Below are 21,503 nucleotides of genomic sequence, written 5' to 3'. Positions count from 1 at the left end.
TCAGGAAGCGGAGGCCCGGCAAGCGGAGGTTGAGCGTGAACGGCTCATTCCCCAGAGCAGGAAGCCGTGCCGCAACACCATCGCTTAAGGATGCGCTGACCATCCGCCGGGAATCTCGGCTCAGATGTGAGCCATAGCACATTATGCTTTCTGCGAAAGCAAATGTGCAAGCGTGCCGCTTGACCGCCAAAGGCAAAAGACAAAACCGGGGTCACGCCCCGCCAATCCCAAGAGATAAGGATCATGAGCATCACCACAGCCCAACTGAAAGAAATCCGACAGGAGTTCGCCACACTCAAGCCCGCCACCGTCACGCTGGACGGAAACCGTACCATGACCGTGAAGCAGGCCATCTTCGCCCTTGCCCCGACGCTGGAACGGATGAAAAAGCGCGGTTTTGACACCTAGGAGCTCGTCGAGAAGCTGCATGAAAAAGGCATTGAAGTGAAGGCCCAAATCCTGCCCAAATATCTGACCGAGGCCCGACGGCAACGGGAAGGACAGAAAGCCCAAAAGAGAGACACGCCCCGGCCCGCCTGCGCACCACGAACAACGAACTTCATTGTTGCTGATAGAGCGGATGATGAGCTGTGAAGGCAACGCCAATTTTGTCTGGCAAGGTGTACTTTAAAGTAAGGCGAGGCAGAAGACAGAAATATCTTCCAATGGAGATTGACGAAGGACTTTTTATTACTCCAAAAGGTAAAAATTGATTTCATCAAAAGATACAGTAAGGTAAATAGATCGTTGATCAAGTTGAACGCGCTATTGCCCGGCAGGCAGACAGGTTACGGGAGCGGCAACGCTACCCCCATAGTCCGGGCATGGGGAGAGAAGAGAGCCTTTGGCCTCGGTTCGGCCCAAGAGGTCACATTGTGCGAACAAGCCTTTTCGGATAGTATCCGGACACGTCAATTTTCTTCTTGGTGAAGACTCGTACTCCCACCCCCCACCGGGCACCCAGTGAACGGAAAAGTCGGATTACACGACACAGTCTAATCTTCCAATCGGGGCAGCAAGCTCATGACAGAGCGACAAATCGAGCAAGAGCTGATAAAGCACCTGACTGATCTTAAATATATTTATCGGCAGGATATTCACGATCGCGCTTCGTTGGAGGCCAACTTCCGGGAGAAATTTGAAGCTCTGAACCGGGTGCGCCTGACAGACGGCGAATTTTCACGCCTGCTGGAACAAATTGTTACCCCGGACGTGTTCAGCGCCTCTCGGCTTTTGCGCGAACGCAACAGCTTTGAACGCGACGACGGCACACCGCTCTTCTACACACTGGTCAATATCAAGGACTGGTGCAAAAACAGCTTTGAAGTTGTCAACCAACTCCGCATAAATACAGAGTACAGCCACCACCGCTATGATGTCATATTGCTCATCAATGGCGTCCCTGTAGTGCAGATTGAGTTAAAAACGCTGTCCATCAGTCCACGCCGGGCAATGCAGCAAATTGTCGACTACAAAAATGATCCAGGCAACGGCTACGGCAAAACACTGCTCTGTTTTTTGCAATTATTCATTGTCAGCAACATGAGCGACACATGGTATTTTGCCAACAATAACAACCGCCATTTCAGTTTTGATGCGGATGAACGCTTTTTACCGCTCTATCAGTTTGCCGGAGACGACAACAAAAAAATCACTCAGCTTGACCGTTTTGCAGAGCGATTTCTGGCCAAATGCACGCTGGCAGAAATGATCAGCCGCTATATGGTGCTGGTGGCCAGCGAACAAAAGCTCATGGTGATGCGCCCGTATCAAATATATGCCGTCCAGGCCATTGTGGACTGCATTCACCAAAACTGTGGCAACGGCTATATCTGGCACACCACAGGCAGCGGCAAAACCCTGACCTCTTTCAAGGCGTCCATACTGCTCAAAGACAACCCGGACATAGAAAAGTGTCTGTTTGTGGTTGACCGCAAAGACCTTGACCGTCAGACGCGGGAAGAGTTCAATCGCTTTCAGGAGGGCTGTGTCGAGGCCAACACCAACACGGCTGCGCTGGTGCAGCGGCTGCTTTCCGATGATTACGCCGACAAGGTCATCGTCACCACCATTCAGAAACTGGGGCTTGCCCTCGATGCCGGCCATCCCGGCAACTACAAGGAGCGCCTGAAACCGCTGCGCAACAAGCGCATGGTCTTCATTTTTGACGAGTGCCACCGTTCTCAGTTTGGCGATAACCACAAGGCCATCAAAGACTTCTTCCCAAACGCCCAATTATTCGGCTTCACTGGAACCCCCATCTTTGAAGAAAACGCTTCCTATACGCAAATCACAGGGGAGCAGGGGTACTATAAAACCACAGCGGATATTTTTCAGCGTGAGCTGCACGCCTACACTATTACCCATGCCATTGAAGATCGCAACGTGCTGCGTTTTCTTGTTGAATATTACAAGCCGGAGGGCAAAAGCATCCCCAGGCCCGGCGAGCCGCTTCTCAAGCGCGCTGTTGTGGAAGCTATACTGGACAAACACAATGCCTCCACTGCCCGGCGCAAATTCAATGCGCTGTTTGCCACTTCGGGCATCACTCATGCGATAGAGTATTACCGGCTTTTCAAAGAGGTTCAGGCGGAGCGCGCGGCGGCGGACAGTCAGTATGAGCCGTTGAACATCGCCTGCGTGTTTTCCCCACCCGCAGAAGGCAACAGGGATGTGCAGCAAATTCAGGAAGACCTGCCTCAGGAAAAGCTGGATAACACCGTAGCCCCCGAAGAGAAAAAGGCCGCGCTCAAGAGTATCATTGCCGATTATAATGCCAGATACGGCACAAATCACAGCCTCAATGAATTTGACCTGTACTATCAGGACATACAAAAGCGCATCAAGGATCAGCAATATCCCAATGAGGACGTGCCGCACGCGCAAAAGATCGACGTCACCATTGTGGTGGATATGCTGCTCACCGGTTTTGACTCCAAATTTCTCAACACTTTGTATGTGGACAAAAACCTTAAGCATCATGGGTTGATTCAGGCTTTTTCGCGCACCAATCGCGTGCTGAACGATACCAAGCCCTATGGCAAGATTCTGGACTTCCGCCAGCAGGAAAATGCCGTTAATGATGCCATAGCCCTGTTCTCCGGCGAAAAATCCGACACAGCGAAAGAGATTTGGCTTGTCGATCCCGCCCCTGCCGTCATTGCCAAACTGGAAAGCGCAGTCACGCAGCTGGATGCCTTCATGCACACCCAGGGGCTGACGTGCGCCCCGGAGGACGTGAGCAATCTGAAGGGTGATGAAGCCCGCTGCCAGTTCATCAATCTGTTCAAAGAGGTCAAGCGCCTGAAAACCCAGCTTGACCAATATACTGACCTCACCCCGGAAAATGCCGAAGCCATAGAAAAGATTATCTCCCCCGATCAGTTGCAGGGCTTGCAGGGAGTGTATCTGGAAACCGCCCAGCGCCTGAAAGCCCGGCAGGAAAGGAAGGATGGCAAGGCCGACCCCGCCGCTGCTGCGGTGCGGCAACTGGAATTTGAGTTTGTGCTTTTTTCCTCCGCGGTGATCGACTATGATTATATCATGAAGCTCATTGCCGGATATACCCAGGCGGTTCCCGGCAAGCAGTCCATGACCCGCGACGAGCTCATCGGCCTCATCCAGGCTGACGCCAAATTTGTGGACGAGCGCGACGACATTGCCGCCTACATCAGGACCTTGAGCACTGACAAGGGGATGAGCGAGGCCGCCATCCGTGAAGGCTACGAGCAGTTTAAAACCGGGAAAACCGCGCAAGAGCTGGCTGCCATTGCCGCCGGGCACGGCCTTGAGGCGGCCTCTCTGCAAGCTTTTGTGGACAGCGTCATGCAGCGCATGATCTTTGACGGGGATCAGCTCAGCGACCTGCTGGCCCCTCTGGGCCTGGGCTGGAAGGCCCGCACGCAAAAGGAACTGGCCCTGATGGAAGACCTTGTCCCCCTGCTGCATAAGCTCGCCAAAGGGCGCGACATTTCGGGGCTGGGAGCCTATGAGTAACGCTGTTGCCATAAATCCGGCATTGCTGACCTGGGCGCGAGAACGCGCCGGTGTGGAAGCATCTATGCTGGAAGATCGCTTCCCCAGGCTTACCGCATGGGAGGCGGGCGAAGCGCAACCCACCTTGGCGCAACTGGAAAAATTTGCCCATGCCGTGCATGTGCCCATTGGGTATTTGTTTTTACCTGCCCCCGTGCAAGAAACATTGCCCATCGCCGATTTTCGTACCGTGCCTGGCCATGCTTCTTTGCGCCCAAGCCCTGACCTGTTGGATGCGCTGTACCTCTGTCAGCAAAGGCAGGATTGGTATCGCGACTATGCCCGTATAAACGCTTTTGCACAGTTGGACTTCATAGGCAGTGCCACCATGGCAGGGGAGCCCGTGGCTGTGGCAGAATCCATGCGCCATATCCTGGGGCTTATCCTGGCGGAGCGCCAGCAACTGCCTGGCTGGGAAGATGCCTTGCGCCAACTTGTCGCGAAGGTCGAAGACGCAGGCGTGCTGGTTATGGCGAGCGGCATTGTGGGAAGCGATACCCACCGGACGCTGCGCGTGGAAGAATTTCGCGGCTTTGCGCTGGCCGACGAGCTGGCCCCCCTGATCTTTATCAATGGAGCGGACAGCAAGGCGGCACAAATGTTTACGCTGGCGCACGAACTCGCCCATCTGTGGCTGGGGAAAAGTGGTATTTCCAATACCGAAGCAGGCCGCCTGCCCGAGCAACGCACAGAGCGCTGGTGCAATGCCGTTGCCGCTGAATTTCTGATGCCCCTTCAGGCGACATGTGAAGCCTACAGGCCCGGCCTGCCGCTGACGGATGAAATGACCCGGCTGGCGCGTCTGTTCAAAGTCAGCACGCTGGTAGCCTTGCGCCGCCTGTTTGACGCCGGGTTCATTGACAAAGACCAGCTTTGGCAACTTTATCGTACTGAACTGGCACATGCCCAGGCACGCGATCAGCGCTCCGGCGGTGGTGGTGACTTTTATCTCTCTCTGGGCGCACGCGCCAGCAGGCGCTTTACGCGGGCCTTGTTGGCCAGCACATTGGAGGGGCAGACTCTGTTCCGCGACGCTTTCCGTCTGCTGGGAGTAAAAAAGAGCGAGACACTTTTCAGAGCGGCGCGTGCGCTGGAGGTGACGCCATGACCTACCTGCTTGACGCCAACGTGTTTATCCAAGCCAAAAACCTGCATTACGGACTGGATTTTTGTCCGGCATTCTGGGACTGGCTGGCGGAAAAAAACACGGCAGGTATGGTCTTCAGCATCGACAAGGTGGCTGATGAACTGGAAGCCGGATCGGATGAACTGACCAGCTGGATGCGCCGGCAAAACCCGAACATGTTCCGCAAAACCGACGCGCACGTCATGCCCCATTTTGCCGCAGTCAGCACCTGGGTTATGGGGCAGAACTACGAGCAAACAGCCATCAACACCTTTTTGCAGGTGGCGGACTACTACCTGATTGCCCATGCTCTGGCCGACAACCTTGTGGTTGTGACCCACGAGGTGGCCGCCAGCTCAACCAAAAAAATTAAAATCCCCAACGTCTGCGCCGGGCTCGGCCTGCGCTTTATGACCCCCTACCAGTGCGCATTGAAAGAGCGCGTTTCGTACTTGGGTCCGTATGAACAAGGCTGAAATAATGACCAAAAAGCATGACAAGAAATGTCCCTTGGTGCAGCGCCTGCGCTTTCCTGAATTTCACGATGCGGGGGAGTGGGAAGAAGTAACAGTCACTGATCTTTTAACGGAAAGCTGTCAAATTGGCAGCAAAGGCAACAAGGCAAAAAAACTCACCGTCAAGCTGTGGGGGAAAGGTGTTTTTGAAAAAGAAGAAACATTCCAAGGTAGTGTAAACACTCAATATTATCGCAGGCGAGCTGGGCAGTTTATCTACAGCAAGCTTGACTTTCTTAACCAGGCATTTGGCATTATACCACACTATCTTGATGGATTTGAATCAACAGCAGACCTTCCTTGCTTTGATTTCCGTTCAGATGTAAATCCTGTTTTTTTCCTGGAATACGTTAAGCGTGAAGCTTTTTATAAAAAATTGGGCGAGATTGCAGACGGTGGGCGAAAAGCAAAGCGCATACAAGTTGATGTGTTCCTGTCATTTCCTGTATTGCTACCTCCGCAGACGAAAGAACAGCAAAAAATCGCCGACTGTCTTTCCTCCCTCGATGAGCGCATCGACGCCGAAACCAGCAAGCTCGAGAGGCTCAAAGAGCATAAAAAGGGGCTGCTCGGGCGGCTTTTCCCGGCAGAGGGCGAAAGGCTGCCGCGTTTGCGCTTTCCTGAGTTTCGGGATGCGGGGGAGTGGAAAAAAAATTTTTTAGACGAATACTCGGAAGTTGTTCGCGGAGGTTCACCACGCCCCATTGACAACTTTTTAACTACAAAAAAGGATGGCTTGAATTGGCTGAAAATTGGCGACATCAACAAAGAAGCAAAATATGTTGTCGCCACAACTGAGAAAGTTCGAGCCGAGGCTCTTAGTAAAACAAGGGAAATCAGCCCTGGAGATTTGATACTTTCAAACTCTATGAGTTTTGGCAGACCATACATATCTAAAATAAAAACATGTATTCATGATGGATGGATTGCTATAACGAAAATCAGCAAGAAACTGCATGTTGAGTATCTTTATTATTTAATTTCCTCACCATTTTCCCAGCAGTATTTCACGAATAATGCGGCCGGGAGTGGCGTACAAAACTTAAATGCGGACATAATAAAGTCACTTCCAATTTTTTTCCCAAACATTTTGGAACAACAACGCATTGCCGACTGCCTGTCATCTCTTGACGAGCTTATCACTGCCCAGACCCAAAAAATCGTTCTGCTCAAAGAGCACAAAAAAGGGCTTATGCAGCAGCTTTTCCCACGCATTGACGAGGTTCTGGCATGAGACAACAAAAAACAGAATCTTTGAGAGCGTTTTGCGCATGAAAGGAGTTCAATGCTCTGGCAGGGCGACGCCATGTCCGCGCGCGTCAGCCGTTGGCGGCTGTGCCGCCTTGCGGATGGTGGCAGCAGCGAGAGGCGCAGGCGGAATGTACTTGCGTCGTGAAGCGCCGGAGCGGGCGTTTCACAAGCAATATGCTCTAATGATTTTTTGAAGCGCTACTCATTCAACCCTGAGTTGTTCACTGAAAATTCCGAGGAAGACGACGCATCATGACCGAACAAAATCAAAAACAACTGGGCGCTGTCCTTTGGAGCATTGCCGATACCCTGCGCGGCGCCATGGACGCGGACGACTTCCGCGACTATATGCTTGCCTTTCTCTTTTTGCGCTATCTGTCCGACAATTATGAGGCCGCAGCCAAAAAGGAATTGGGAGACGAGTACCCCGATGCCAGCGCACAGCCCGGCGTGACGCCCCTGCGCATCTGGTATGCCGCCAATCAGGACGACGTGCCGACGTTTGAAAAGCTTATGCGCCGCCGTGTGCATTATGTCATCAAGCCGGAGTATCTCTGGGGCAGTATTGCCGAAATGGCGCGCACGCAGGACGGGGAATTGCTGAACACCCTTCAGGACGGCTTCAAATATATTGAAAATGAATCCTTCGACAGCACCTTTCAGGGGCTGTTTTCAGAAATCAATCTCACTTCTGAAAAGCTTGGCAAACGCTATGCCGAGCGCAATGAGAAACTTTGCGAGATTATTAAAAAAATTGCCGAAGGCTTGTCCAGCTTTTCCAGTGAGGGCGATACGCTGGGCGATGCCTATGAATATCTGATCGACAAATTCGCGGCCGGCTCCGGCAAAAAAGCTGGCGAATTCTACACACCACATGAAATATCCAGCATTTTATCGGGGATAGTGACACTGGACAGCCAGGATCCCGGCACCGGCTCCAAAAAGCATCTTGCCAGCGTGCTTGATTTCGCCTGCGGCTCCGGCTCGCTGTTGCTCAATGTGCGGCGGCGCATGGGAGCGCAAGGCATCGGCAAAATCTACGGTCAGGAAAAGAACATCACCACCTATAACCTGGCGCGCATGAACATGTTGCTGCATGGTGTGAAAGACTCGGAATTTGAGATATTCCACGGCGACACTCTGACCAATGACTGGGATATGCTGCGCGAAACCAATCCCGCGAAAAAGCCCTGTTTCGATGCCGTGGTGGCCAATCCGCCTTTCAGCTACCGCTGGAGTCCCAGTGAGGCGCTGGGCGAAGACGTGCGCTTCAAAAATTATGGGCTGGCCCCGAAATCCGCCGCGGACTTCGCCTTTTTGCTGCACGGCTTCCACTACCTGAAGCGGGAAGGCACTATGGCCATTATCCTGCCGCATGGCGTGCTGTTCCGTGGCGGCGCGGAGGAACGCATCCGCCGCAAACTGCTTGAAGACGGCAACATAGACACCATTATCGGCCTGCCCGCCAATCTTTTTTATTCCACGGGTATTCCCGTATGCGTCCTTGTGCTCAAAAAGTGTAAAAAGTCTGATGACGTGCTCTTCATCAATGCCTCTGAGCATTTTGAAAAGGGTAAACGGCAAAACAGACTGTCCACGGAACACATAAAAAAAATTGTAGATACCTATCAGTTCCGCACAGAAGAAGAGCGCTATTCCAGATGTGTCGATATGGAAGAAATTTCTGAAAACGACTGCAATCTGAATATCTCCAGATACATCAGCACTGCAATGCCGGAAAAGGAAATTGACCTTGCCGATGTTCATAACAAAATGATGGCGGTGGACGCGCAAATCAAAGCCGCCACGGAAAAACACAATGCGTTTTTGCAAGAGCTGGGTCTGCCTCTCTTGCCATAGGGCAAGCACACTATCTTTTACAAGGAATAGCTCATGGCTCAAATCACCAATAAGCGCTTTGGGGAACTGATACAGGCTCTTTTCCGTATTCTTGAAAAGCATCCTGACGGCATGAAGGCGAAAGAGGCCCTGGCGGCCTTGGCTGATTCCGTCACGCTCACAGAGTATGAAGCGGGCAGCTAGAGCGGTTTGCTGTTGAAAACGGCAACCGCTCTGGCGGCCGCGGGAGCGGATGCCCGCGCCGAATGAGCCTGAAAACCACGCTTTTCAGGCACTTGTCCCGCTTGCGGGAAAATGACGGCAGCGCCGCTTTTGAAATTGAATAATTTCAAAACAAAATGCTCTCATTGCTGTCTTCATCCGGAGCTTCCTTCGTCGCAACGGCTGAAGCCTGGACGCGAAATGATGGCAGCGAAGTGATTGAAAATGGATATTTTCAATCAAAAAATACTCTAAGATTCCATAATGGCTTGAAATTCTTGGTTTTTTTGCAGAATTTGAGCCTGCGGCCTTCGGGTTATGAGGAAAGGGACAACTCCGTCCAAAAACGTCTTTTGACATATTTCAAAAATTGAGGTATTTTTGTAGGGATCAGCGACGATGTATCCATAAAAAATCAATAAATTCACTCTATTGCCCTTGAAATTTTATCCCGTTGGTGACGCCACGTTTTCGAGGATTGTAATTGTGCATGCGCCAATTACATCTTTAAGAGAGGCTCAAAGGGCAGCACCTTTGAGCCTCTCCGTTGTGTGAAATACGATCCGGTTTTTTCTGGCTGGCTGCCGAGACTTTTGACATAGTGTGACGTGGTGTCGGGGCTATGGTGGCTGAGGAGACTCTGGATCACAGGAATAGACATGCCTTCATTAGCCCGGATCGTTGCCGACACATGGCGTATTGCGTGAAAGTTGATGGAACATCAGCTCGGCTGCATAATTGCTTCATTATCCGCTGGAGGGCTGTGTATGGATTTTTTATCCGCGGCTGCATGAATTCGGAAACAAAAAACGGCAGGCACAGCCCGACCCGGTAAGGGCGATGAGTACCGGATACGCGCACCCTGGCGCGGCAAGGCGTTGCTGAGCAGGAAGAATCCCGCAACAAGGCCGGAGAACGGCTACCCCTTCCTGATCCACGCTCGGCACGGCGCAAACTCTCACAAAAGGGGTATTATATGAGACCGCTCGGTGCAGAAGCACGCTCAAGAAAAATGAGGTTCGGCTATGCAGTTTGAACAATTTGCAGGTACTCGTTCGCGATCAAGGCTTCTCCGCTTTGTTGACCATAGAGAAACATACGGGCCGCAGGTGATCAAAAAATATTTGAAGCACCTCAACTCCGTTGAATCTGCTGTTGACATAGGAGCGGGAACAGGGCGCGATTTAGGATTCGTTAAAAACAGTTTTCCTGAATCATCCTTGCATGCGATTGAATGTATGTCTTTCAATATCTCAAGTTTGGAAAAACAAAATATAAAAACATATCCAATCAATATCGAAACTGAGCCTCTCCCATTTCACGATAAAAGCATAGATCTGGTTATTTGTAATCAAATATTAGAACATACAAAGGAGTTGTTTTGGATATTTCATGAAATTACCAGAATTCTCAAAATTGGCGGATATCTCATAGTTGGCGTCCCTAATATAGCATCTTTGCATAATCGTATCGGATTATTGCTGGGGCACCACCCCACCCAAGCCAAAGCTTGCTCTGCGCATATCCGCTGTTTTTCCAAAAATGACTTTTTACTGTTTCTGAAGGAGTGTTTCGGAGAAGGTTATATTCTGAAAAGTTTTGATGGGAGCCAGTTTTACCCCTTCCCCTCTTTTCTTGCTCGGCCTCTGGCCCGGTTTTTCCCCGGCATGGCTTTCTCTATCTTTTTTTTGCTACAAAAAGCAGCGGAATACAAAGATTCCTTTCTGGAATACCCTGCCAAGGCTAAGCTGGCGACAAATTTCAAGATAAGCTTGGAGAGCGGGGGATCCTAGGGTGTGTCGTCATTTGATTTTAGCCCAGATAGCTATGCAGCGAATATGAACTGCAGCAAGGAAGGAGGCGGTATTTTTTGCATATCTGGTAGCCACACCTCGCCACTGCTTCAAAACCTGAAATGCATTTTCAACAAGATGTCTCAATTTATACAAGTAGTTGTCATAATCACGTTGTTTTTCCCGATTTTTGCGTGGCGGGATGACCGCTGTCGATCCATTTGCTTCCACCTTTTCCACGAAAGCATCACTGTCATAACCTTTATCCCCAAGCAGGTATTCAGCGTCAATCCCCTCTATGAGACTGCAAGCCTTCGTACAATCAGCGACGGTACCTGACGTGACAGCCATTCGGACCGGCATACCATGCGCATCCACGGCCAAATGTATCTTTGAGTTAATCCCCCTTTTGTGCGCCCCATATCCTGGCTGCCGCCTTTTGCCCCATTCCATCATGATGAACCTTTATATATGAGGCATCAATCATAAGCCATTCAAAATCTGGTTCATCGATCAATATTTCGAGAAGTTTTTCCCATACGCCCTTGTCCCGCCAGCGACAAAATCTGCGATGGGTATTTTTCCAGTCACCAAAATCAGGAGGCAAATCCCGCCATGGCGCGCCAGTACGCATAATCCAGAAGACTGCGTTTATGAAGAGACGATTATCCTTTGCAGTTACTCCCCTGACGCCCTCTCTGCCCGGCAAGTGTGGTTTCAAAATTTCCCAAAGGCCATCGATATATCGTGGCGACGGTGAGCTGGTATCATTCATCCTCCCAGGTTGGTAGAGAGGAAGTAATTATTATTCAGCAACTGTCAATTGACGACGCACCCTAGGGCCTGTTAACACTTTTTAAGTCCTTCAACGATGAGGGCAAACAGGATGAAGCCAAGAAACAATGCGTCAAGCTTGTCATAGCGGGTTGCTATGCGCCTGTAGCCCTTCGAGCGTCGAAACAATCTCTCAACTTCATTGCGTTTTTTGTATAACTCCTTGTCATAATTCCAAGGCTTACGCCGCAAGGGATGGGGAGGGACTACTGGCGCATAGCCCAGACGACGACTCAATTGTTGTGTTTCATTGCCTTCACAGGCTCTGTCCATAAGGAGACTGCAAGGCGCAGGCGTGGGGCCGAGGGCTTCCAGAAGTTTTCTGCCTTGAGGCGCATCTCCCGCATTGCCGGGGGAAAGACTGAATATCAGGGCACATTCAGGGGACGCGGCAACCAAATGAAGTTTGGTTGTCCAGCCGCCTCTGGATTTGCCGATGGATTGGGGGCCTGTTTTTTTTAAGCCCCTGTTCCATCGGGGTGAACCTTGATGATAGTGCTGTCAAGAGAAAGAGCTTTGATTTTGACGGCAATGAGCCGTTCGCGCTGAAGCCGCTCAAAAATTTTGGCGAGGACGCCATTTTTACTCCACCGATTCATTCGGGTATAAATGGTAGCCAGTTGCCGAATTTTTTTGGGAGACGCCGCCACTTGCAGCCATTTTCCGCGACATAGAGGATAGCATTGAGAACCTGGCGATTATCCAGGGAAACATTTCCCCGCTGTCGGGGGAAGCAATCGGCAATGCGTTCATATTGTTCTTTGGTTATGTTCGTGGGGGCAAGTATACCCCATGAATATAATTCGTCAAATAGCGTGAACAGGCCCTAAAAGAAAGCAGCCCCGCTGGAAGATTTCAGCGGGGCTGCGCCTTTACTGTTCTCTGCGCAAAGAACGTCCTCGGCCCGGCCTCTTCCGGGTTATGTCCAGGGGCGTGCTCTGCGTTTTTTCCTTGAAGAGGCGCTCGCGCTCTTCAAGCAATTGGGCATCACGCCTGACCGTCAAACCTTTCTGCTCCCGTCGCAACCTGGTTTCAGCCATCCGTTCAAGCCGACGCGCGGATGCTTGCAGCATTTTGACGCGAGACAGGCGAGCTTCCAGTTCATGCAAGCGGTGCTGTTCTTGGCTATATTGTTCCCGCCACTGATTGCCGCGCCAGAGAGCGCTGATGGCATTGGGCTTAGCCCTGAGCACATTCTGGAGCTTTTGACTTTGGGCGGCAATTTTGTTTTCCAGGTTGACCACAAGCCGGTCAGCCTGCTCGGATTTAGCCTGCATGAAATCTTTAAGTTGGGCATCATAGATATTTTTAGCGTCTGCCAGATGTTGCTGTTCGGACTGGCTTTCTTGGGCTCGTGGTTCAATCTCAGCGCCATCTATCCGATACTGACGTATGGCGATCTTAGTAATTTCCTTGATCACCTCTGTGGCATCTGCCGTTTCATAAAAAACGGCCATTTTTTCAAGGAACTGCTCGCCTTGGATAGTAAGCGGATAAAAACCCGCTTGCATGAGCAGACCATTCATAACAAGATTTGCCGTTCTCTTGTTGCAATCGCTAAAAAACTGCGAACGCGCAAGAAATAAGAAGCTGCATAGCGCTTTTTCCTGTGCGTTGCCCATACTGTTCAGAAATGCCGAGCCCTCTGCAAAAATTTTTTCGAGGTAGTCCGACTTTGGGGGAATATAGCTAGATTGCTCAATAAAAACCTGGTGTCCCCGAAACTTTCCACAATGTCTGGCCTCATCTCTGCCGACAAGTGCATGCAATGTACATATGGTTTCTTTATTCAAGGAAAAATTATTCTGCTCAATCAGATCAATCAGGCAATCGCAGGCTCGCCCATAATTTTCTATTGCACGCAACTGGCGTGTTGAGAGGCCTGATGTGGCTTGTCCGTCCAGAATGCTCCGCGTTTGGGCAATCGTGCAGTTAATATGTTCCAGGGTTTGCAGGGTAGAGCAGACATGCTCAACACGGTATTTATGAAAAGTGAACAAAGCCTCCTGTGGATCCTCAGCCTTAAGCATCCGCAAGCCCTGCTCTGGCAGTCTCCATGTGAAGCCCAAAGAACGCTTTGCTTCGTAGGCATCCAACATTTCAAATTTCATATAAAACTCGCTACCAGCCTTAGCCTTGTCCATAAAGACAGGCTGAACCATTCAAGAGCCTGCCGTGCTGTAGATGCATGCGCTAGGGCGTGTTCACGCTTATCAGAAAAAGTCTTGTTTTTTCGGAACACTGCCTCGTAATTCTGCCGGGAAAGGATTTTCGTTGAACTCTTTAAAATAGTTGAGAATGCGCAGGATAGTGCTAACACGCCCTAGAGCAGATTACCTTTGACTTTTTATGAAAGTCAAAGCTGGCATTCAGGCGAAAGACGCGGTTTTCGCCTGAATGTACGCCGCGTTGCGGCGGCTGCCGCTTTCGCGTCGGCAGAGCATTTTCAAAGAGAGAATGCTCTGCCTGTCACACTGGCAGCTCATTCAAATCCGCCCTGGCTTCCTTCCAGTGCGAATAATACCGCTCCAGAAGTTCATAAAAGCGTTTGCTGTGTCTGGGTTCCAGCAGGTGGCACAGCTCATGCACGACCACATATTCCAGTAAATCTTTCGGCTTTTTTACCAGCTCCAGATTGAAGCGCACATAGCCCTTGTGCGGGGTGCAGCTTCCCCATTTGGTTTTGAGCCTTTGCACGAAAAACGCCTTCACCGTGACCCCAAGTTCCGCCTCCCATTTTCGGATGAGCGGCCCCAGTTCCGCGCGGAGCAGGCTCCTGTGCCATGTGCAGATAGCGCGTTCTCTCTCCTTTTTTGTGGCCCTTGGGCGCACCGTCAGCACAAGCTCTTTGGGGAAAAGCTCGATGCCGGGCCGCGCGCCCTCCCTGACCACGAGCAGATAGCGGCGTCCCCACAGGTAATGGCTTTCGCGGGTGATGAAGTTGAGTTCCGGCGCCCTGAGCTGGGCGGAAAATTCCGCCTGCCGGGCCTTGATCCACGCAAGCCGGGTGAGGACAAAGGCCCGGATGATTTCGGTTCGCCGCCCCACTGGCGCGGAAATGGTCACGGCGCCGTCAGGGGGATATACGGCGATGTGGACGTGCTTTATAGCCTTGCGGCTCACGGGAATGCGCAAACCGCCGACCTCAAGGATCTCCTGCGGCTCACACATAGAAGGGCCCGGCCTTGATGATTTCAAAAAGCGCCCGCGTGGCCTTTTCATCCTTATGCAGGAGCGGGTAAAGCTCGCCGAGGATAATATTTTCCCGGCTTGCCACGCCGCGCCATTTGTCCGGGGCCTTTTTGTCCATGACTTCCGTAATTTGCAACGCCAGTGCCGCCTTTTCTTCCGGGTCAACAGGGCAGATGAAGCTCTCAGCCGGCAAGGAAGCCAGATTGTTGAACACGGTAACGGTAAAGGGCGATTTTTTCACCGCTTCGGGCGTATCCCCCTCGCTGGTATCCCCGCTTGCCACCCTGGCGGCCAGTTCCTCCATCTTTTTCAGGAACTCCTCATAGGCCAGCGCCCCGCGCTTCCGCGCCTCCAGAAGGTCGGTCAGCAGTTTTGAGATCTTTTCGTAAAATTTGGGATCCGTCTCCTTTTTGTCGTTCACGGCCTTGCGGATATTGTTGACAATGCCCTCGGCCACGGACGCGCGCGAGGTCTTTTCGTTCCACTTGCGGGCGATGGCGTCGTGGATGCCCGTCTTGACGATGAGGTCGAGGAGCGAATACTCCTCCAGCGAACCCTGGGGCCGTGGCTCATCGGCGCGGATGTACATGTCGATGAGGTGCCGCATGTCCCGCTCATAGGGCTTGAGGTCAAGTTCCTCGCCCGCATACTTTTTGACGGCATCCCGCAGCTCAGTGAAATAGCGGATCTCGCCCTCAATGGCCCGCACGTCCTCCGGCGAATAGCCGGCGGGAAGCAGTTGCTGCGCTATATCCGAATACGCCCGCAAGAGCCGGGCCGTGAGCTTGTAGAGCGTATCGCGCGAGGCGGCCTTTGCTTCCAGGTCTTCCGGCTGCGAAGCATCGCCGCAGAAGAAGGCATAGAAATTTTCCATCTCGCGCGGCCGGGGCACAGGATCGCAAAGCTGCTTCAAGGCCTCGCGGGCCTCCTCCAGCTTTTCGCGGCCGGCCTTCAAAAGATCCTGCAGAAAGACATTATCCTCCGCGGCGTCCCCGCCGGACGGCTCCAGTTCGTCCGAGCTGTACACGGCGATGGAATCCTGCACTGATTTGAATTGCTCCTTGTAATCCACCACATGCCCGTAATCCTTGTCTTCTCCGTTCAGGCGGTTGGTGCGGCAAATGGCCTGAAACAGGCTGTGATCCCGCAATTTTTTGTCCAGATAGATATAGCTGCATGTCGGCGCATCAAAACCCACCAGCAGCTTGCCCACCACGATGAGCAGCCTGCAATTGGCGGGCTCCTCCCTGAAGCGCCGCTTCATCTCTTCTTCATATCTCGCGGTGGTGGGCAGGGCCGGGCTCAGCACATGCTGCCTGTAGGTTGTGAATTTGTAATGCTCCTCGCCCTGTTCCGGCTCGCGGGAGATGTCCGCCGCCGCGGGCTCATAGGAGGTGATGATGCCGCATTTGCCGCTGAGGGGCGTCCCGTTCTGGAATTCGCGGAAATACTGGCAGGCATCATAGATGCTGTCGGCCACCAGCATGGCCGTGCCCCGCTCGCTGGCGAGGCGCGGCTTGAGGTCGAAATCCATGCAGATGTCCCTGACGATCCGGCCCTTGCGCTCGCGGGAACTCAATATGCGCTCCATCGTGCCCCAGCGCCGGCGCAGGAGCGCCTTCTGGTAGTCCGACAGGCCCGTGGTCTTGAGGGTGAACCATGCATCCACCTTTTCCGGCGAGGCCAGCTCCTGCGGCACGGTGCGGGCCTCGTATTTCAGGTCCAGCACCACGCGGTCGGCAACGGCTTCGGGAAATTTGTAGGTGTGGATATTTGTACCGAACACCGCACGGGTGGATCTGGCATCGGCCCGCAGCAGGGGCGTGCCCGTGAAGCCGATGAAGATGGCGTTGGGCAGCCATTCTTTCATTTGCTTGTGCAGGTCGCCGCTCTGCGTGCGGTGACATTCGTCCACCAGAACGTAAAAATCGCCATGCACGTCCGGCGGGGCTTCGCGCCCCAGGTCGAACTTGTGGATAAGCGCGCAGAGCAGGCGCGGGCCCGGCGCCTCAAGTTTGGCCCTGAAATCCTGCCGCGAGATCACGGCGGACTGATTTTTCACATAGCCAGAGACGCGGGCGCCCTGCATGACGCCCGCGATCTGCGCATCCAGCTCGGTGCGGTCCGTCACGATAAGGACGCGGGCGTCGGGCTTGTGCTCAAGCAGCCATCGGGCCAGCATGACCATGAGGATGCTCTTGCCCGATCCCTGGGTGTGCCAGATGACGCCGCCCTCGCGTCTGGCGATGCGTTCCTGCGCGGCTTTCAGGCCAAAATACTGATGCGGGCGGGGCACCTTCTTGATGCCGTTGTCGAAGATGACGCAGTCATGGATCCAGTCGAGCAGGCGCTCTTTTCCGCACATCCGGGCCAGGGGCGCATCCAGATGACAGCCCGGCGCAATGGCCGTCCGCTCCGTCTTTTCCTTCCACTTCAGATAGAACTGTTCTTCGGCGCCCGTTGTGCCGTAGTGGAGGCCCTCGGTATCGCTGCCGGCAAAGAGGAGTTGCGAGGCTACGAAAAAGTCGGGATTGCTCCGCTGGTTGCTGATGAGCTGCCGGATGCCGTCGCCCACCGTGACCGAGGCGCGCTTCAGCTCAATGATGCCCACGGCGAAGCCGTTGAGGTACAGCACCAGATCGGGGCGGCGCACATCGGCGCCGCCCGTGAGGGTCACTTCTTCGGCAAGGGCGAAATCGTTGTTTTCCGGATGATCCCAATCGATCAGATGCACTGTTTCGTGCGGCTGGCCGGGCCCGGTCAGCACCTGCACCCCGTAGCGGAGCAGGCCATAGACATTGCGGTTGGCCTCGTAGAGCGTATGCCCCACAACGGCCACGGCCTGCGAAATTTTCAGCCACGCGGCATCGATCTGCTGCGGGGAAACGCCCTGACGCAGGAGGAAGGCCTGCAACAGATCGTACTCAACGGCCCGGTTTTTCTCCCGCGTTTTCCAGTTGCCGAGGTAGGCGTAGCCGAGCCTTTGGAACAGATCAATGACGCGGTTCTGGGTCACACGCTCGGAGCGGAGTTTTTCAGCCATGCTGGTCTCCTGTGGGTGCGAGTCTGGTCTTGCCGGTAAGGAGTTCCTGCATCATGCCCTGCTTGAGGGCCTGCACCTTGGCGCGGCGCGCCTCCAGGGCCGCGATTTCCGCGTCCATGTCGGAGAGCACGGCGGCGATGGCGGTCTGTTCTTTAAGAGATGTTGGGATATAGACAAGAAAATTTTTTACCACATTCCAATCGGTGCGCGGCATATGCGTCCCATATGCCACGCTTGCCGCTGTGATAAAGCTCTCTGTTTGAACTATCTGATATAAATAAGGAGGAATGATATTTTTTTCTACTGCACGCAATACCCATATTTCGGGAGAGCAAGCTCCCGAAAATTCAGCATAATAAAATTTACGAAGATAAGCCCGTAATCTTCCAAATAAAATGTCATTGGCCTGAAATTTTAACTTAAGAGATGAAGATGAAGCAGTATTCAAGCTTGCCAATTTGCCGACAAGGTTTCCTGAATTTGGGCCAATATTTTCTAATTCGATACAAAGACCAGCGGCATTTTTGGATGAAACAAATTCTCGAATGTTTAAAGCGCATTGTTCAAAAGGCAGAGTGCACCAGGCGTTTGTAAATCCCGGCAGCCTTCTCCGCCCTGTCAACAATTCCTGCATGGCGGCCGTTTTTATATCGCGCTTTTTGGCAATGAGCGCCTCAAGGCTGGACAACAGGGCGTCAACGTCGGAGAGGACGGCGGCGATGGCGTGTTGTTCGGCAAGAGAACAAGGAATACATAATGAGATTTCGCCCAATTTTTTGGGGCTGATTTCTAAAAACGTTGAGCCTGAAGCATTCTTAATAAGTTCGGGTTGGCGTAGCCCCAACAGGTAATAGATAAATTGGTTATCAATATCACCATTAACTACAAGGGATTGGAATCCTTGATTCGTTGCGGCGGGAACTTTCAAAATAGCTCTCAGTCCAATGGAAGCCCGCGTTGTCAATAAAATTGTGCCAACGGGTAATAGCTTTGCACCGCTATTCTCCAGAGCTTTTTCAGTAATCGTTCTTTTACTTTTCGAGACATATTTACAGGTATCTTGAATTTCGGTGGGCGTAAACCAAGGGATAGAACCATTCCAATACGCTGGGTTTGCTGTTGACGGGGTGCCCCCGCCTATGATTGTAGCGATAGCGTGGATTGGTTTTACTGTCCAATCTTCGCAATGCGTTTCCTTCAGTTCCACGCCAGCCCCATCCTCTTGAGATGCCCGGCAACCCTGGCGGAAAGCTCCTCCACCTCCTGCGATAATTCCGCCAGCGGCGTGGCATAGCGGTCAGCCAGCACAAGCAGGCGATCTTCCATGCCGTTGATGGCCCGGCTCAGCTCCCCGGCAAGCCCGGCCCGCAGCGCGGGAAGCCATTTGTCATTGATGAGGATGTCCTTCACTTCCTCCTCGGACAGCGCGGCATATTGGGCTATGGCCCTGGCATCCAATCCGGCCTCGGCGTTCTTGAGCTGCTTCTTCAGCTTGCCGGCGCGATCCTCAAGCGTGAGCCATTGCTTCAGCACAGCGGCATCGTCAGCCCGTTCTTTCTCCCCCTTGATTTCCTTGAACAGTGCTTTCACGGGAGCTTTTTTCACGGCTTCCAGTTCATTGAAAATACCGTCTTCCCCGCTGTTTTCTTCAAGCAGGCTGTCCATTTCCTGTTGCGCGGCAGTGTATTTTTCATCAAGAGCGCGTATTTCCGCCTCTTCCCGCGAGAAATAGCGCGCCATGATCAACTGTTTTGGCAGGAGGTCGCAATCCCAGACCTTCTTTTTATTTTTCTTTCCCCGCTCTTTCCATACAAGCTCAGCTTTCCAGCCGTCGGCGGCGATCTGGTAAAAATCATCCTGCATGGTGTCCGCCCAGAAGTTCATCAGGTTCTGATAGACCGCATAGGCATCCACCAGCGCGACATTTTGAAAAGCCGCAAGCATGGATTCGGAGAGGGCAACAATGAGCGCCCTGGGGCGGCCTTCCCGCGCGAAGCCGCGCAGCAGGGGGACATTCGTTTTCTGCCACTCCCGCATTGCGCCATCCGCCGCACTGACCAGCCGCTTGTATTCCGCATCCTCCTGAATGGCGTCTTTCAGCTCTTCCCTGCCCACGGCAAGGCGCGATCTGTCCGTATGGGGGAGGGGCGTAAAGAGCCTGGCGCGCAGATTGGGCAGAGCGTTCCAGACTTCTCCCAGAGCATCAAGATCCCGGTTGGGAATACCGCCGTTGAGGTGCGCGTCAAGGCTGTGGATGTCTTCGGATTCGGCGCCGGCGATATAGCGCGGCAGGTTCAGGTTATAGCTGTTCTTTGGGGAGGCGATCTCCTCCAGGGGAACCATGCGGGCATAGCCCGGCACGTCCCGCATGGCGGAAAAGACCGAGACGATCCTGTGGATGTCACGCTCGCGCAGGCGGTTTTTGTTGCCGTCCTTCATGAAATCGCGGGAGGCGTCCAGCATGAAGACGCCCCTGCGCGCGGCGGCGTTCTCCTTGTCCAGCACAAGGATGCAGGCCGGGATGCCCGTGCCGTAGAACAGATTGGGCGGCAGCCCGATAATGCCCTTCAGATAGCCGGATTTCACCAGCTGCTCGCGTATGACGGCCTCGGCATTGCCCCGGAACAGAACGCCGTGCGGCAGGATGCACGCGCCCTTGCCCGTGCTCTTCAGCGAGCGGATGATGTGAAGCAGGTAGGCATAATCACCCTGCTTGTTGGGCGGCGCGCCCCAGGTGAAACGGTGGTACGGGTCTGTCAGCACGCTCACGCCAAGAGTCCATTTTTTATCGGAGAACGGCGGATTGGCCACCACGAAGTCATAGGCGCGGAGGCATCCGTTATCAATAAATTTGGGTTGGGAGAGCGTGTTGCCCGTTTCGATGACAGCATCGGAAACGCCATGCAGGAGCATGTTCATGCGGGCAAGGCCCGCCGTCATTACGTCCTTTTCCTGACCTTCCAGCGTGATGGGTTGCCCGGCTTCCGCGGCCACCTTGAGCAGCAGGGAGCCTGAGCCGCAAGTGGGGTCATAGGCCGAGGTCGACTTGGTCACTTTGGCGGGGTCAATGCCAATGACCCTGGCAATGACCCGGCTCACCTCGGCGGGGGTGTAGAACTGCCCCTTGCTCTTGCCGCTCTCCGTGGCAAAGTGCCGCATGAGAAATTCATAGGCATCGCCGAGAAGGTCATCATTATCGGCCCGGTTGCGGGAAAAATCGAGGTCCTTGTTTTCAAAAATCGTGATGAGGTCGGTGATCCTGTCCACCATTTCCTTGCCGGCGCCGAGCCTGGTGGCGTCGTTGAAATCCGGAAAGTCGGTTCGCGCCAGCGTGCCGCTGTTGGCGTCCACCAGGGGCTGGATGATCGTCTTGTTGATCTGATCGCCAATGTCGGATTTGCCCTTGAGCCGGCGCATGTCGTCGAAGCCGGAACCCGCCGGCACCTTGAAGACCGAGAACGGCCCGGCATTGGCGAACTTGTCGGAAACGTATCTGATGAACAGCATGAACAGGACATAATCCTTGTACAGGCTGGCATCCATGCCGCCACGCAGGTTGTTGCAGCTTTCCCAGATTGCCGAATATATTTCAGATTTTTTGACGGCCATGACAAGAACCCGGCAGGCTTAACATGAATGGGACTGGCGGCAGC

The 21,503-nt window shown here is 53.2% G+C and carries 13 protein-coding genes and 2 pseudogenes; 8 read left to right on the top strand and 7 right to left on the bottom strand.

Going from position 1 to position 21,503, the window contains the following annotated elements; translation table 11 throughout:
• Positions 1 to 243 precede the first annotated feature (243 nt).
• From G7Y51_RS13675 to G7Y51_RS02340, 8 genes are all read left to right on the top strand, one after another.
• The gene (locus tag G7Y51_RS13675; RefSeq protein ID WP_241160099.1) at positions 244 to 408 is read left to right on the top strand and encodes a hypothetical protein; all 165 of its coding nucleotides are present in this window, start codon (positions 244 to 246) and stop codon (positions 406 to 408) included.
• Between the two features lie 615 nt (positions 409 to 1,023).
• A complete protein-coding gene (locus tag G7Y51_RS02375) occupies positions 1,024 to 3,996 on the top strand; it encodes a type I restriction endonuclease subunit R (protein WP_165174814.1) in 2,973 nt (990 codons plus the stop codon).
• Between the two features lie 124 nt (positions 3,997 to 4,120).
• Positions 4,121 to 5,143, top strand: a complete 1,023-nt coding sequence (locus tag G7Y51_RS02370; RefSeq protein WP_206214230.1) for an ImmA/IrrE family metallo-endopeptidase — start codon at positions 4,121 to 4,123, stop codon at positions 5,141 to 5,143.
• Positions 5,140 to 5,637 (top strand): DUF4411 family protein, encoded by a 498-nt coding sequence (locus G7Y51_RS02365; RefSeq protein ID WP_165174812.1) that lies wholly within the window; start codon positions 5,140 to 5,142, stop codon positions 5,635 to 5,637. The genes G7Y51_RS02370 and G7Y51_RS02365 overlap by 4 nt, the downstream gene beginning before the upstream one ends.
• Before the next feature lie 4 nt (positions 5,638 to 5,641).
• Complete coding sequence (locus tag G7Y51_RS02360) at positions 5,642 to 6,910, top strand: restriction endonuclease subunit S (protein WP_165174811.1); 1,269 nt, start codon at positions 5,642 to 5,644, stop codon at positions 6,908 to 6,910.
• Positions 6,911 to 7,179: 269 nt separating this feature from the next.
• Positions 7,180 to 8,787, top strand: coding sequence for a type I restriction-modification system subunit M (locus G7Y51_RS02355; RefSeq protein ID WP_165174810.1), 1,608 nt, complete (start codon positions 7,180 to 7,182; stop codon positions 8,785 to 8,787).
• Between the two features lie 33 nt (positions 8,788 to 8,820).
• Entirely contained in the window at positions 8,821 to 8,970 is a 150-nt protein-coding gene (locus G7Y51_RS02350) for a hypothetical protein (RefSeq protein ID WP_206214229.1), read from the top strand.
• Between the two features lie 1,043 nt (positions 8,971 to 10,013).
• Complete coding sequence (locus G7Y51_RS02340; protein ID WP_165174808.1) at positions 10,014 to 10,781, top strand: class I SAM-dependent methyltransferase; 768 nt, start codon at positions 10,014 to 10,016, stop codon at positions 10,779 to 10,781.
• Positions 10,782 to 10,790: 9 nt separating this feature from the next.
• On the opposite strand, the pseudogene G7Y51_RS02335 reads toward G7Y51_RS02340, so the two are convergent.
• The 7 genes and pseudogenes from G7Y51_RS02335 to G7Y51_RS02305 all read right to left on the bottom strand — a co-directional run bounded on the left by G7Y51_RS02335 (position 10,791) and on the right by G7Y51_RS02305 (position 21,459).
• Positions 10,791 to 11,552: pseudogene (locus tag G7Y51_RS02335) on the bottom strand (IS5 family transposase).
• A gap of 75 nt (positions 11,553 to 11,627) precedes the next feature.
• Positions 11,628 to 12,384, bottom strand: a pseudogene (locus G7Y51_RS02330) (IS5 family transposase).
• A gap of 103 nt (positions 12,385 to 12,487) precedes the next feature.
• Complete coding sequence (locus G7Y51_RS02325) at positions 12,488 to 13,777, bottom strand: Fic family protein (RefSeq protein ID WP_206214228.1); 1,290 nt, start codon at positions 13,775 to 13,777, stop codon at positions 12,488 to 12,490.
• Positions 13,778 to 14,084: 307 nt separating this feature from the next.
• Positions 14,085 to 14,786: a SprT family zinc-dependent metalloprotease gene (locus G7Y51_RS02320; RefSeq protein WP_165174806.1), complete on the bottom strand. Its 702-nt coding sequence runs from the start codon at positions 14,784 to 14,786 to the stop codon at positions 14,085 to 14,087.
• Positions 14,779 to 17,850: a type I restriction endonuclease subunit R gene (locus G7Y51_RS02315; RefSeq protein ID WP_165174805.1), complete on the bottom strand. Its 3,072-nt coding sequence runs from the start codon at positions 17,848 to 17,850 to the stop codon at positions 14,779 to 14,781. Before G7Y51_RS02315 ends, G7Y51_RS02320 begins: the two co-directional genes overlap by 8 nt.
• Entirely contained in the window at positions 17,843 to 19,057 is a 1,215-nt protein-coding gene (locus G7Y51_RS02310; protein WP_165174804.1) for a restriction endonuclease subunit S, read from the bottom strand. The genes G7Y51_RS02315 and G7Y51_RS02310 overlap by 8 nt, the downstream gene beginning before the upstream one ends.
• Positions 19,048 to 21,459, bottom strand: a complete 2,412-nt coding sequence (locus G7Y51_RS02305; protein WP_165174803.1) for a class I SAM-dependent DNA methyltransferase — start codon at positions 21,457 to 21,459, stop codon at positions 19,048 to 19,050. Before G7Y51_RS02305 ends, G7Y51_RS02310 begins: the two co-directional genes overlap by 10 nt.
• Positions 21,460 to 21,503 lie beyond the last annotated feature (44 nt).

It is taken from the genome of Desulfovibrio sp. ZJ369 (assembly GCF_011039085.1).
Lineage (GTDB): Bacteria > Desulfobacterota > Desulfovibrionia > Desulfovibrionales > Desulfovibrionaceae > Desulfovibrio.
The sequence above is the reverse complement of the archived record's forward strand: the minus strand, read 5'-3'. Positions and strand labels throughout refer to the sequence as shown.